Genomic DNA, 13,040 nt, shown 5'->3' on the forward strand with positions numbered 1-13,040 from the left:
TTAGGCTATTTGTTATGTGCTTTTCGCTTTTGCTTAAGTAATGCTTGTGCCAATGCCAAGTTGGCGGGTTGATGGGCCTTGAGGGAAGAAACTAAATCATCGACCTCATGCTCCTTTGCGCCTGCTAAGAGTGCCAAGGAGCGCAGTTGTAAGTTCATGTGTCCTTTTTGAATACCGTCAGTCACCAAGGCCTTCATCGCAGCAAAGTTTTGAGCCAAGCAAAGACTGGCAGCGACGGCCATTAGTTCTTTTGCCGTGGGTTGGCCTAAAAGTGTGTGAGCGGCAGTCACTGTCGGGTTAAGTCCAATTGACCCGCCTTTCGTTGCAAGGGGGAGAGGAAGCGTAATGTGCCCGATGAGTTTTTGCTTGGTCTTGTGGTTACGCCATTGTGTTAAACCACGGTAACTGCCGGATTGGCTGGCATAGGCATGCGCACCTGCTTCGATAGCTCGCCAATCATTGCCTGTTGCAAGCAAAAGGGCATCAAGTCCATTAAAGATTCCTTTGTTATGGGTAACGGCACGGTAAGGGTCAATTTGCGCCAGCTGACTGGCTTGACAGATACGGTTTGCCATGGCCTCTGCCTCTTGCGTGTTACGACTGAGAAAACGCCAATCGAGTTCGATAGTTGCTGTCACCAAGCTCTCTAAGGCGTAGTTTGACAGAATGGCCATGAGGGACTTATAGCCAGTCAGAGATTCAACTTGAGGCGTGAGTGCCTCAAGCATCGTATTGAGCATATTGGCCCCCATAGCCTCTTGCGTATCAACATAGAGGTAGAGAGAGACAAATCCCTCGCCGAGTGATTTGACGGTAATGGCTCTTGCCCCTCCCCCACGTTTGACAATAGAAGGGTAAGCAGCATTAGCCAAAGTGAGGAGTTCCTCTTGGTGGTCTTCTAAGATGGCGACGACTGTTTGAGGTTCCTTCACGTCTGTCAAGGTGATGTGCCCCAGCATGAGGCGGTTGTGGATGTTTGTGTGGCAGCCACCAGAACGGTTGAATAAGGAAGCGGCATAGGTGGCTGCTGCGACAACAGAGGGTTCCTCAATGGCCATCGGGACAGTATAGGTCCTCCCGTCAACCAATAGTTCAGGTAGGATAGCAAAAGGTAGCGCTAGTGTCCCTAGGACGTTCTCACTCATTTGATTGGCTGTTGAAACGGGTAGGGTCTGGTTTTGCGCTAAATCCTCCCATTCTTTTGGAGATAGCAGGCCTAATTGGTGGATGAGTGCTAAGCGTTCTTCTAAGCTCTTTTTTGCAAAACGTTTCCAAGGAGATTTAGCCATGAGGGGTGTCCTCGCTAAGACCGTAGATGCGTTCGTGCTGGGAAATTTCTTTTAGCGTAAAAGGTCCAGTTTTATAGGTAGCTAAGCTGGCATTTCCCTCTGCATCGTAGGAGATATCTTCAAAGAAAAGGGCTTCGTAATCAGCGACAGACAGTTGGTGGCGTTGCGTCAGCAGGGCCTCTCTGTCTGTGCTTAAGAAGTTTCTAAAACCGTCCTGTAGGGTCATGGAAAACATTTCTGAGACAGCGCCACTCCCGTAGCTGTAGCAGAGAATGCGATCGCCTGCAGCCAAATCTTTGGCCTGCTCTAGGAGGGATAAAAGCCCGAGATAGAGGGAACCTGTATAGATGTTACCCACCTTTTGGCTGTAGCGAATGCTGTCGTCGAAGTGCTTTTGTAGTCGCTGGCTGACTTGGGCAGACGTTTCTTTTGTGATGAGTTTTTTCAGGCCTTTAAGGGCCAATTTTGGGTAAGGCAAGTGAAAGCAAACCGCAGCAAACTGATCTAAAGGGCTGCCACCTTGTTCTTGGAAAATACGCCAAGTGGCTTTTAGGCTGTCCAAATACTGCTTGGTGGAATACATGCCTTGAACAAAGGGGGTCTGGCTATAGTTGGGACGCCAAAAATCATTGATGCTCCGTGTCTGATAAGCGTTGTCATCTGAAAAGGCCAGTAACCGTGGCTCTTGACTGACTAAAAGGGCAATGCTACCGGCACCCTGGGTGGGTTCTCCTGAACTTCCAATGCCGTATTTGGCGATGTCACTGGCAATCACCAGGGCTTTTTTGTCAGGATGGGCTTGAACATGAAGTTTGGCATAATCCAATGCAGCTGTCGCCGCATAGCAAGCTTCTTTCATTTCGATAGCTCTGACGTTTTCTTTCAGACCAAGCAGTTGGTGTACCCAAATAGCAGCAGCTTTACTCTGGTCAACGCTGGATTCGGTGGCGACAATAACGAGGTCAATAGCTTCTTTGTCGTCAGGTGTTAGAATACTTTGTGCGGCATCACAAGCTAGCGTTACAATATCCTCGGTAACTGGTGCGATGCTGATTGCATCAAGCAGGAGCCCTTGAGCATATTTTTGCGGGTCCTCACCTCTAGCCTGAGCCAAGTCCGCCATCGCCAGCTGGTATTGGCTTGTCGCAAAACCAATTTTGTCAATTCCAACAGTCATGATAATGTCCTTTTTAAAATGTAATTCTTTAGAAATTCTATCATATTTTGCCCAAAAAGGCCCTTGAAAACTTTAGAGGGCAAGAAAGGACAGGGAGTTTAAAATTCGGTATTCTTTTGTGAAATTTGCTAAAATATGGAGTAGAGATTCGGGAGGAAGTATGACAAAAGCAGATACCATTTTCAAAGATAACATTCGTCGCATCTTAGACGAAGGTGTCTTTAGCGAACAGGCCCGGCCCAAATACAAAAATGGCTTAGTGGCGAATTCTAAGTATATTACAGGCTCCTTTGCTAGCTATGATTTGAGCCAGGGGGAATTCCCTATCACGACCTTGCGCCCGATTGCGATTAAATCCGCTATTAAAGAGGTGCTTTGGATTTATCAGGACCAAACCAATAGCTTGGATGTGCTTGAAGACAAGTACCAGGTTCACTATTGGAATGACTGGGAAGTGGCTGGCACTAGAACGATTGGGGAACGCTATGGGGCTATTGTGAAACGGCATGATATCATGAACAAGATTCTCAAACAGCTGTCGGAAAACCCTTGGAACCGCCGGAATGTGATTTCTTTATGGGATTATGAAGCCTTTGAAGAGAGTCCTGGGCTCTTGCCTTGTGCCTTTCAAACCATGTTTGATGTGCGCCGTGTGGACGGAGACATTTATTTGGATGCGACCTTGACGCAACGGTCCAATGACATGCTGGTAGCCCACCACATTAACGCGATGCAGTATGTGGCCTTGCAGATGATGGTCGCTAAGCACTTTGGCTGGAAAGTTGGAAAATTTTTCTATTTTGTCAACAACCTTCATATTTATGACAATCAATTTGAACAGGCACAGGAATTGCTAGCGCGTGAACCATCGGACTGTCAGCCCAAACTCATCCTTGATGTTCCAGACGGGACAAACTTTTATGATATTCGGGCCGAAGATTTCAAATTAGTCGACTATGACCCTGTTAAACCTCAGCTCAAATTTGATCTGGCAATCTGAGCAGTTTTTTTCAAGTCAAGCAGGCACAATTTTGTTACAATGAATATCACGAAGAATGGGGAGTGCAAATGACGAAAAAAATCATTGCTATTTGGGCACAAGATGATCAGGGATTGATTGGGAAAGACGGGCATATGCCCTGGCACTTGCCAGCAGAACTCAAGCACTTTAAGGAGACGACAACAGGCCATGCTATTTTGATGGGGCGTGTGACCTTTGAGGGGATGAACAAACGTTTGTTGCCCAACCGTCAGTCCCTCATTCTTACGCACGATACAGACTATCAAGCGCCTGGTGCTTTGGTCTTTCATTCGGTGGCTGAGGTTCTCGCTTGGTTTGAACAGCAGGATAAACACCTCTTTATAACAGGTGGGGCAGCAGTTTATCAAGCTTTTGCGGATTACTATGACCAAGCTTATCGGACTCAGGTGCACGGGGCCTTTGAGGGAGATCGGTATTTTCCCCAGATAGATTGGTCAGGTTTTTCGGAAAAAACCTTATGGCATCATCCATCAGATGCCCAAAACCCCTACGCATTTAGCGTTTATCAACTGACAAAAGAGAAAAAGGAGGGCTAGCGTGCAGCGGAGTTTATTTGGTGTTTTTACCTTGTGTTTGGGCCTTCTTTGCTTATTAATAGCTTGGCCTGCCTTTCAAAAAAGACGGTATGGCTTAGGTATTTTTTGCTTGTTAAATGCCTTTACTAACTTGGTAAATACCATTCACGCCTTTTCAGGCACCTTATTTTAACATTAAGATCTCAGAATAAATAGAGGAAATTATGACTGGAAATTCAGATTTTATCGTGCAATGTTCCTTCTGTGGAAAGACACAGGATGAAGTGAAAAAAATCATTGCCGGAAACAATGTTTACATATGTAATGAGTGTGTTGCCTTGTCGCAAGAAATTATCGATGAGGAATTAACCGAAGAAGTACTTGCTGATTTGGCAGAAGTGCCAAAACCAAAGGAACTCTTGGACATATTAGACAATTATGTCGTGGGACAAGAACGTGCCAAGCGGGCCTTGGCTGTTGCGGTCTACAACCACTACAAACGCATTAGTTTCTCAGAAAGTCGTGAAAATAATGATGTTGACCTGCAAAAATCTAATATTTTGATGATTGGCCCAACCGGTTCCGGAAAGACTTTTTTGGCCCAAACCTTGGCAAAAAGCCTGAATGTGCCTTTCGCCATCGCTGATGCAACGGCCTTAACCGAAGCAGGCTATGTGGGCGAAGATGTTGAAAATATCTTGCTCAAACTGATTCAAGCAGCCGATTACAATATTGAACGAGCTGAGCGAGGCATTATTTATGTCGATGAGATTGATAAGATTGCCAAAAAAGGGGAAAATGTCTCCATCACACGGGATGTCTCGGGTGAAGGTGTGCAACAAGCCCTCTTGAAAATCATCGAAGGGACTGTTGCCAGCGTTCCACCACAAGGTGGCCGCAAGCACCCTCAGCAAGAAATGATTCAAATTGATACTAAAAATATCCTCTTTATCGTCGGAGGTGCTTTTGATGGCATTGAAGATATTGTCAAACAAAGACTGGGCGAAAAAATTATCGGTTTCGGTCAAAACAACAAGGCACTAGAGGACAAGAGTTCTTATATGCAGGAGATTATCTCAGAGGATATCCAGAAATTTGGACTTATTCCTGAATTTATCGGACGTTTGCCGGTTATTACGGCGCTAGAACAGCTGACCGTTGAGGACTTGGTCAATATCTTAACCGAACCTCGCAATGCCATTGTCAAGCAATACCAGACCCTCTTGGCCTATGACGGGGTTAGTCTGGAGTTTGATGAAGAGGCTTTAGAAGCTGTAGCCAAAAAAGCCATCGAACGAAAGACAGGGGCTCGTGGCTTGCGATCTATCATTGAAGAAACCATGATGGATGTTATGTTTGAGGTGCCTAGTCAAGATGATGTGACCAAGGTACGCATTACCAAAGAAGCAGTAGAAGGGACTCAAGCGCCTGTGCTTGAGACAGCATCCTAATGACAGAAGTGGCTTATTTAAACACGCACAATGCCGACTTGCTTCTGAGCGCCGCTAATCAGAGCCATTACCCACAAGACGATCTTCCAGAAGTTGCTTTGGCAGGTCGCTCAAATGTTGGTAAGTCGAGTTTTATCAATACCTTATTGGGGCGTAAAAATCTGGCTCGGACATCTAGCAAACCGGGGAAGACCCAGTTGTTGAATTTCTATAATATCGATGATAAGTTACGGTTTGTCGATGTTCCTGGCTATGGCTATGCGAAAGTGTCGAAAAAGGAAAGAGAACGTTGGGGTAAGATGATTGAGGAATATCTGGTTTCTCGTGACAATCTCCGGAGCGTTGTTAGTCTGGTCGATATGCGTCATGAGCCAACGGCTGATGATGTGCAGATGTACCAATTTCTAAAGTACTATGACATCCCAGTGATTTTGGTGGCAACTAAGGCTGACAAAATCCCCAAAGGGAAATGGAACAAACAAACCAGTTTGATTAAAAAGAAACTAGACTTTGATCCACAAGATGCTTTTATTCTCTTTTCTTCTGTTAGCAAGGAAGGTTTTGATGAAGCCTGGGATAGCATTTTAGAAAGTTTGTAAAAAGCTTTTGAGAAAAGCAAAGGAGGATCGGTGAGATCTTCCTTTTTTAGAGTAGGTCTCCAATTTGGAAAATGCGTTAGATGAGAAAGGAAATCAATGAAAAGGCAAGGACATCAGGTTAAACTGATGGGAACTGTGATTGATCTGCAGATTTACCATGAGATGCCAGAACCTATTTTAGCGGAAGCTGAGCGCTTATTGCGCCAATACGAAGCGCGCTTCTCAGCCAATCGTGATGATTCCGAGCTGGCTGCTATCAATCAGGCTGCAGGGAAAAGGGCGGTTTGGGTCCCCAAGGACTTGTATGACTTGATTCGTCTTGGAAAGCACCATTCTTGCGCAGCAGGGAGTCGCTTGAATATTAGTATCGGCCCTTTGGTCCAAGCTTGGCGGATTGGCTTTCCGGATGCACGGGTCCCTGAGGATGAAAGGATTCAAACCTTACGGTTGTTGACCAATCCCCAAAATATTTGTCTAGATGATCGCCGACAAAGTGTCTTTCTTACCCAAGCAGGCATGAAACTTGATTTAGGGGCCTTGGCTAAAGGTTATATTGCCGACCGAATTGTCGACTTTTTTAAGTCGGTGCATGTGCCTTCGGGATTCATTAACCTTGGGGGAAATGTCTTGGTCTTTGGTCCTGCTTTTCACCATCCCGATCAGCTTTGGCGGGTAGGCATTCAGCGGCCGAACCACGAAAGAGGACAGCATCGGCGCATGCTGGCTCTGACAGATGCTTCTGTGGTGACGTCAGGTGTTTATGAGCGACGTTTACAAGTAGGGGATAAAACTTTTCACCACATCTTAGATCCGCAGACAGGTTACCCAATGGCTTCTGAGGTGACCAGTCTAACGATTGTCTCCCCCTTGTCTGTGCAAGGCGAAGTCTGGACCAGTCGCTTGTTTGGCTATCATCCAGATGAGGTGGTTGCTCGTATCGAAGAAGAGGCCAATCTAGAAACCTTTGTCCAAACGCAATCAGGAGACGTGGCGCAAAGTTCTGGACTTGCAAACTTTTTGTTACCAAAATCAGATAGCGAAGCCTGGAAAAAAATGCTATAATCAAGATAAGCACTCGTGAAAGGGGTTACTTATGAAGTTAATTGCTATTGTGGGCACGAATTCTAAACAGTCCACCAACCGGCGTCTCTTAGCTTATATGCAAAAACATTTTAAGGATCAAGCAGAGATTGAATTAGTCGAAATTGCTGATCTCCCCATTTTTAATAAGCCCAAGGACCGCCGTATTCCCGATAGCGTGAAAGCTATTGCTGATAAGATCGACGCTGCAGATGGTGTGATTATTGGTACACCTGAGTATGACCATGCCATTCCAGCTGTTTTGATGAATGCCTTAGCCTGGCTATCCTATGGTATCTATCCCATGCTCAACAAACCTGTTATGATTACAGGGGCCTCATACGGAACCTTAGGTTCCTCTCGGGCGCAATTGCAGCTCCGTCAAATTTTGGATGCCCCTGAACTAAAGGCCGCTGTTATGCCAGGTTCTGAGTTTTTACTTTCTCACTCTCTGCAAGCTTTTGATGACCATGGCGACCTTGTTGATCCAGATATTGTAGCCAAGTTGGATGCTTTATTTGCTGATTTCCGCATCTTTGTGACCTTGGCCAACAAGGTTTCAGGAGCACAAGCTTTGTTGCGTAAAGAAGCAGAGAATTTTGATTGGGAACAATTATAGGAAAGGGAGATAGTGCATGAAACTTGTAGGACTAGTTGGCGCTAATTACGAAGATTCGTATAACCGTAAACTTTTAGCTTTTATTCGTCGCCATTTCAAAACGCAGTTTGAGATGGAAGTATTGGAAATCGACGAAGTACCCCTATTTAATCAAGACCAAAATTGGGAAGAAAGTTTCCAATTACGCTTGCTAAATAACAAAATCACCCGCGCAGATGGTGTTATTATTGCTACTCCAGAGCATAACCACACGCTTTCAGTAGGGCTCAAGAGTGTTCTAGAATGGCTATCTTATCAAGTCCATCCTTTTCAAGAAAAGCCCGTGATGATTGTTGGGGCATCTTATTATGACCAAGGAACGTCTCGTGCACAAGTGCACTTAAGAAAAATCTTGGATGCTCCTGGTGTGAATGCCTTTGTCTTGCCAGGAAATGAATTCTTACTTGGTAAAGCCAAAGAAGCTTTTGACGATAAAGGCAATATCTCAGATGCTGGTACAGTTGCTTTCTTAGAAACTTGTATCGCTAACTTTGTACAATATGTGAAGGTGACAAAACCCTTGCAAAAACCAAAACCTATTGCTCCAGAGGATCTGGACGCTACTGGCGTATTGCCAACAACCATCACAGAAGTTGACCCAGATGATCCAGACTGGGTAGAAAAAGTCGCTGAATTAACGGGCGCTGTATCAGGCGATACCTATGTCAAGCTGGACCATGGTATCTTAACCGTTGATCAGATTAATATGTTCCTCAAAGCGATGCCATTTGAGTTAACATATGCGGATGATAACAACCAATTCCTCTACTATAACAATGCCCATCAAGATCCAGAAACCATGTTGGCTAAACGGGTTCCTGAACAGTCAGGGAACCGCTTATCAACGGTTCACAACTCCCTGCCTGCTGGGCGCATGAAAAACGTAGAGTGGGTAGTTGGTAGCCTCCGCAATGGGAACGAAGAGTACATTCGTACTCTGATTCCTGGTTCGACAGAGGTCTTGAATACCCACAATTACCAAGCCATGTATTACCCAGACGGTTCTTACGCTGGTATTAACGAAATCGTTTTTGATTTCAAACCATGGTTAGACTGGTATTTGCAAACAACAGGTCAGCGTCTTGTCGGTGGTGCAGGCTCAGCCGCTCCAGCTGGTCACGGTGGAGCAGATGCCACATCAGGTGCATCCGCAGCTGGTGGACAGGCAGCTGATAGCGGAAGTGCTGATGCCACATCTGGAGCATCAAGTCATTAAAGTTAACCTCAGTAAAAAAAGAAGTTGAGACATTGTCTCAACTTCCTTTTTTATTCTCCTTGACCAGATGCATATGAGAAAAAGTGCCTAAGAATAGTAGATAGATTTATTTTTTCTGATTTAGATGTTATATAATATAACATAAAAACACGAAAAGGTATTGCATGTTTATAAATTAAGTGGTAAAATAAAGCATCAATTGCAGAAGGGAACTCGCTTATGACACAATTTTATTCAAAATTCAGCCTTGAATCTAAAAGTTATTCTTATTATGACATCAAGAAAGCGGCAGATCAAGAAAATGTTATGGTAGAAAAACTACCATACACTATACGGATATTATTAGAGAGTCTGCTTCGTAAAGAAGATGGTGTGACGATTACGCCTAAGCACATCAAAAATATTCTGAATTTTCCAAATAGTGCGTCAGTATCCGAAATCCCCTTCAAACCTAGCCGGGTCATTCTGCAAGATTTTACAGGTGTTCCTGTAGTGGTTGATTTGGCTTCTATGCGGGACGCTATTGTGGCCAATGGGGGAAAGGCGAGTTTGATTAACCCTGAAATTCCAGTTGACCTTGTGATTGACCATTCTGTTCAGGTAGATAGTTACGCTTGTGACACGGCCCTTGAAGACAATATTTCTATCGAATTTCAACGTAATAATGAGCGTTATGCCTTTTTGAAATGGGCAGAACAGTCTTTTGACAACTATCGAGCTGTTCCACCTGCTACTGGCATTATCCACCAAGTCAACATCGAGTTTTTAAGCGATGTCGTCATTGAAAAAGATGGTATTCTTTACCCAGATTCCATGTTTGGGACAGATAGCCATACGACTATGATCAATGGAATCGGTGTACTGGGCTGGGGAGTTGGTGGCATTGAAGCAGAGGCCGCTATGCTGGGGGAGGCTTCCTATTTTCCCATTCCTGAAGTCATCGGCGTTCGTTTAGTTGGAAAATTGCCAAAAATTGCTACGGCAACTGATTTAGCATTGACGATTACGCAGGTTTTGCGGTCAGAAAATGTCGTTGGTAAATTTGTAGAATACTTTGGCTCAGGTCTTGAACACTTATCACTTGCTGAACGGGCAACGGTAGCCAATATGGCACCAGAATATGGGGCAACTTGTGGGTATTTTCCTATCGACGATGAAACACTGAATTATATGCGACTGACCAATCGGTCGGCAGAACAGATTCAGCTGACAAAGGCTTATAGCCAAGCCAATCACTTATTTTACAATCCTAATATCGAACCGATTTATCATAAGGTGATAGAAATTGACCTATCGACGATTCAACCATCCATCTCAGGGCCTAAACGCCCTCAAGATTTAATCCCTTTGTCTTGCGCTAAAGAAGAATTTCAAGCTGCCTTGGTGAGAGAAACAGGCGTACGTGGGTTCGGTTTAGATGGGGATGAAGTCGACAAAACTGCGACAGTTGACTATGGTCATTATAAGGAAACGATCAAAACGGGGCATGTTGCGATTGCTGCCATTACCAGCTGTACCAATACGTCTAATCCCTATGTCCTAATGGCAGCGGGGCTTTTAGCAAAAAGAGCGGTCGAAAAGGGCCTGCGTGTGTCAGCTAGTGTCAAAACCTCTTTGGCACCAGGGTCTAAAGTAGTCACAGCTTATCTTCAGGCATCTGGTCTTCAAACTTATCTTGACCAATTAGGTTTTCAAGTAGTCGGCTATGGTTGTACCACTTGTATCGGGAATTCGGGTAGTCTCAGACCGGAAGTTGCTAAGGCAATCACGGATAGGGATTTGTTAGCCAGTGCGGTTTTATCAGGCAATCGGAACTTTGAAGGACGCGTAAACCCTCTGGTCAAGGCAAATTTCTTAGCGAGTCCTCCTTTGGTTGTTGCCTATGCCCTTGCAGGTACTACCAATATTGATTTGACCACAGAAGCTATTGGCTTTGATAAAGCAGGGCAGGCTGTTTATTTGGAAGACCTGATGCCGAGCCGCGAAGAGATTACCACTTATGTGGAACGTTATGTGACGCGTGACCTCTTTCAAAAAGAATATGCAAATGTCTTTACAGATAGTCAAAAATGGAATGCTATTGCAACGGAAAATAGGCAAAATTACCAATGGAATGAGGCGTCTACTTATATCCAGAACCCACCTTACTTTGAAGACCTTGGGACCGACTTGACAATCAAGCCCCTAGACGATTTGCCTGTGCTAGCCAAGTTAGGGGATACGGTGACGACTGACCATATCTCACCAGCAGGAAATATCGCGAGAAACAGCCCAGCAGCCTTGTATTTGATGGACAATGGCATCGATTATCAAGAATTTAACTCCTATGGTAGCCGTCGTGGCAATCACGAGGTCATGATGCGGGGGACTTTTGCAAATATTCGAATCAAAAATGAACTCGCCGATGGAAAGATTGGTGGCTACACAAAATATAAAGGAGAGATTCTCCCGATTTATGATGCTGCCATGGCTTATAAGAAGGCAGGTCAGTCTACCGTCATTATTGCCGGTAAGGACTATGGTATGGGCTCTAGTCGTGATTGGGCTGCAAAAGGAACCAACCTTTTGGGGGTTAAAGTTGTTTTGGCGGAAAGTTTTGAACGTATCCATCGCTCAAATCTCGTGATGATGGGGATACTGCCTGTCCAGTTTATGCCGGGTGAAAATGCGGAAAGCTTGGGCTTAAAGGGAGATGAGACCTTTAGCTTTGCACTGGCAGAAGAACCTCAGGTGCATGATGTTATCACTGTGACGGCAAAATCGGCTTCGCAGGTAAAAACTTTCCAGGTTTTGGTACGTTTTGATGCGGATGCTGACATTCGTTACTATAAAAATGGTGGCATCTTACCGATGGTGGTCAGAAAGAAATTGGAAGGAAGTCTGGTATGACACAAATTGACACGAATGGTCTTAAAGATACGATTGCTTGCGATACAGGTATCTCAGCAATTGCAGATGATGAATTATCCTATGCTGGCTACAATATCTCCGAATTTATGGAGAATGAGGCTTCTTTTGAAGAAATCATCTATCTTTTGTGGCATGGGCATTTACCCAAACAGCTAGCTTTAAAAAATTTTGAAGCAGACTTGCGAAAAAATTATGAAATTTCCGACGCGGTAGAACAATGTATCCTTATCCAATCTAGACCGCATTTACACCCCATGAGTGTCTTGCGCTCGACCGTTTCGCTTTTGGGGGTATACAATGTCAAGGCCGAGGAACGAACCTTGGCAGCGACTTATCAACAAAGTATTGAGTTGATGGCCAAGCTACCAACCATTGTCGCTAGTTTTGCCCGATTACGTAAAGGTAAACTCCCTATTAAACCAAGGGAAGATATGAATCTCGCGGCTAACTTTCTTTATATGTTATCGGGTGAAGAGCCTACAGCACTTCAAGTTGACGTCATGAATAAGGCGCTTATTCTCCATGCTGATCATGAATTAAACGCCTCGACATTTGCAGCTCGTGTTTGTGCGTCAACCTTAGCGGATATTTATTCTTGTGTGACGGCTGCAATCGGAGCCCTAAAGGGACCCCTTCATGGTGGTGCCAATGAGCGGGTTTTTGATATGTTGTGTGATATCCAGCAATGTGGAGATATTCAAGGTTATCTACAAGAAAAGCTAGATTCTAACGAAAAGATTATGGGTTTTGGGCATCGGGTTTATCAGACACAAGATCCCCGTGAGATTTATCTGAGGGACATGGCTGAGACGCTAACAAAAGGCACAGAAAACGAGCAATATTTCCGAATGTCTCAAGACATTGAAGCATTTATGAAAGAAAAGAAGGGCTTAATTCCCAATGTTGATTTTTATTCAGCAACGGTTTATCATGCCCTAGGGATTGATAGTGACATTTTCACCTTGATTTTTGCGATGAGCCGTGTATCCGGTTGGATTGCGCATATCCAAGAGCAACAAAAGCATAATAAGTTAATACGTCCAAGGTCTCAGTACATTGGTCAAAGACATAGAACTTATATGCCTTTGGATAAACGGTAATGG

At 44.6% G+C, this 13,040-nt stretch carries 11 protein-coding genes; 9 read left to right on the forward strand and 2 right to left on the reverse strand.

Translation table 11 applies throughout. The features are described 5' to 3' along the window. Nucleotides 1-5 precede the first annotated feature (5 nt). Nucleotides 6-1,289 (reverse strand): hydroxymethylglutaryl-CoA reductase, degradative, encoded by a 1,284-nt coding sequence (locus STRDD12_RS01615; RefSeq protein WP_066914314.1) that lies wholly within the window; start codon nt 1,287-1,289, stop codon nt 6-8. Then, on the reverse strand, nt 1,282-2,466 hold the full coding sequence (locus STRDD12_RS01620) for a hydroxymethylglutaryl-CoA synthase (RefSeq protein WP_066914316.1): 1,185 nt from the start codon (nt 2,464-2,466) through the stop codon (nt 1,282-1,284). The genes STRDD12_RS01615 and STRDD12_RS01620 overlap by 8 nt, the downstream gene beginning before the upstream one ends. Nucleotides 2,467-2,626: 160 nt before the next feature. On the opposite strand from STRDD12_RS01620, the gene STRDD12_RS01625 reads away from it, so the two are divergent. The 9 genes from STRDD12_RS01625 (at nt 2,627) to STRDD12_RS01665 (ending at nt 13,037) form a co-directional block, all read left to right on the forward strand. Next, nucleotides 2,627-3,466: a thymidylate synthase gene (locus STRDD12_RS01625; protein ID WP_066914317.1), complete on the forward strand. Its 840-nt coding sequence runs from the start codon at nt 2,627-2,629 to the stop codon at nt 3,464-3,466. 68 nt (nt 3,467-3,534) lie between these two features. Beyond that, nucleotides 3,535-4,044, forward strand: a complete 510-nt coding sequence (locus STRDD12_RS01630) for a dihydrofolate reductase (RefSeq protein WP_066914319.1) — start codon at nt 3,535-3,537, stop codon at nt 4,042-4,044. 203 nt (nt 4,045-4,247) lie between these two features. Continuing rightward, nucleotides 4,248-5,474, forward strand: a complete 1,227-nt coding sequence (gene clpX / locus STRDD12_RS01635) for an ATP-dependent Clp protease ATP-binding subunit ClpX (RefSeq protein ID WP_066914321.1) — start codon at nt 4,248-4,250, stop codon at nt 5,472-5,474. After that, the gene (gene yihA / locus STRDD12_RS01640; protein WP_066914322.1) at nt 5,474-6,073 is read left to right on the forward strand and encodes a ribosome biogenesis GTP-binding protein YihA/YsxC; all 600 of its coding nucleotides are present in this window, start codon (nt 5,474-5,476) and stop codon (nt 6,071-6,073) included. Before clpX ends, yihA begins: the two co-directional genes overlap by 1 nt. Nucleotides 6,074-6,169: 96 nt before the next feature. Beyond that, nucleotides 6,170-7,135, forward strand: coding sequence for an FAD:protein FMN transferase (locus STRDD12_RS01645; protein ID WP_066914323.1), 966 nt, complete (start codon nt 6,170-6,172; stop codon nt 7,133-7,135). A 31-nt stretch (nt 7,136-7,166) separates the two neighbouring features. Next, a complete protein-coding gene (locus STRDD12_RS01650) occupies nt 7,167-7,772 on the forward strand; it encodes an NADPH-dependent FMN reductase (RefSeq protein ID WP_066914324.1) in 606 nt (201 codons plus the stop codon). 16 nt (nt 7,773-7,788) lie between these two features. Continuing rightward, nucleotides 7,789-9,027: an NAD(P)H-dependent oxidoreductase gene (locus STRDD12_RS01655; RefSeq protein WP_066914325.1), complete on the forward strand. Its 1,239-nt coding sequence runs from the start codon at nt 7,789-7,791 to the stop codon at nt 9,025-9,027. A 219-nt stretch (nt 9,028-9,246) separates the two neighbouring features. Beyond that, entirely contained in the window at nt 9,247-11,916 is a 2,670-nt protein-coding gene (gene acnA / locus STRDD12_RS01660; RefSeq protein WP_066914326.1) for an aconitate hydratase AcnA, read from the forward strand. Next, nucleotides 11,913-13,037 carry a citrate synthase gene (locus tag STRDD12_RS01665; RefSeq protein WP_066914328.1) on the forward strand — a complete coding sequence of 375 codons (1,125 nt, stop codon included), beginning with the start codon at nt 11,913-11,915 and terminating at the stop codon, nt 13,035-13,037. Before acnA ends, STRDD12_RS01665 begins: the two co-directional genes overlap by 4 nt. Nucleotides 13,038-13,040 lie beyond the last annotated feature (3 nt).

Origin of the sequence: Streptococcus sp. DD12 (assembly GCF_001578885.1) — a bacterium.
Classification (GTDB): domain Bacteria; phylum Bacillota; class Bacilli; order Lactobacillales; family Streptococcaceae; genus Streptococcus.

What these genes read in the sequence shown, in the direction of transcription:
- STRDD12_RS01615 (WP_066914314.1), bottom strand. Translation starts at nt 1,289, where the DNA reads ATGGCTAAATCTCCTTGGAAACGTTTTGCAAAAAAGAGCTTAGAAGAA.
- STRDD12_RS01620 (WP_066914316.1), bottom strand. Translation starts at nt 2,466, where the DNA reads ATGACTGTTGGAATTGACAAAATTGGTTTTGCGACAAGCCAATACCAG.
- STRDD12_RS01625 (WP_066914317.1), top strand. Translation starts at nt 2,627, where the DNA reads ATGACAAAAGCAGATACCATTTTCAAAGATAACATTCGTCGCATCTTA.
- STRDD12_RS01630 (WP_066914319.1), top strand. Translation starts at nt 3,535, where the DNA reads ATGACGAAAAAAATCATTGCTATTTGGGCACAAGATGATCAGGGATTG.
- clpX (WP_066914321.1), top strand. Translation starts at nt 4,248, where the DNA reads ATGACTGGAAATTCAGATTTTATCGTGCAATGTTCCTTCTGTGGAAAG.
- yihA (WP_066914322.1), top strand. Translation starts at nt 5,474, where the DNA reads ATGACAGAAGTGGCTTATTTAAACACGCACAATGCCGACTTGCTTCTG.
- STRDD12_RS01645 (WP_066914323.1), top strand. Translation starts at nt 6,170, where the DNA reads ATGAAAAGGCAAGGACATCAGGTTAAACTGATGGGAACTGTGATTGAT.
- STRDD12_RS01650 (WP_066914324.1), top strand. Translation starts at nt 7,167, where the DNA reads ATGAAGTTAATTGCTATTGTGGGCACGAATTCTAAACAGTCCACCAAC.
- STRDD12_RS01655 (WP_066914325.1), top strand. Translation starts at nt 7,789, where the DNA reads ATGAAACTTGTAGGACTAGTTGGCGCTAATTACGAAGATTCGTATAAC.
- acnA (WP_066914326.1), top strand. Translation starts at nt 9,247, where the DNA reads ATGACACAATTTTATTCAAAATTCAGCCTTGAATCTAAAAGTTATTCT.
- STRDD12_RS01665 (WP_066914328.1), top strand. Translation starts at nt 11,913, where the DNA reads ATGACACAAATTGACACGAATGGTCTTAAAGATACGATTGCTTGCGAT.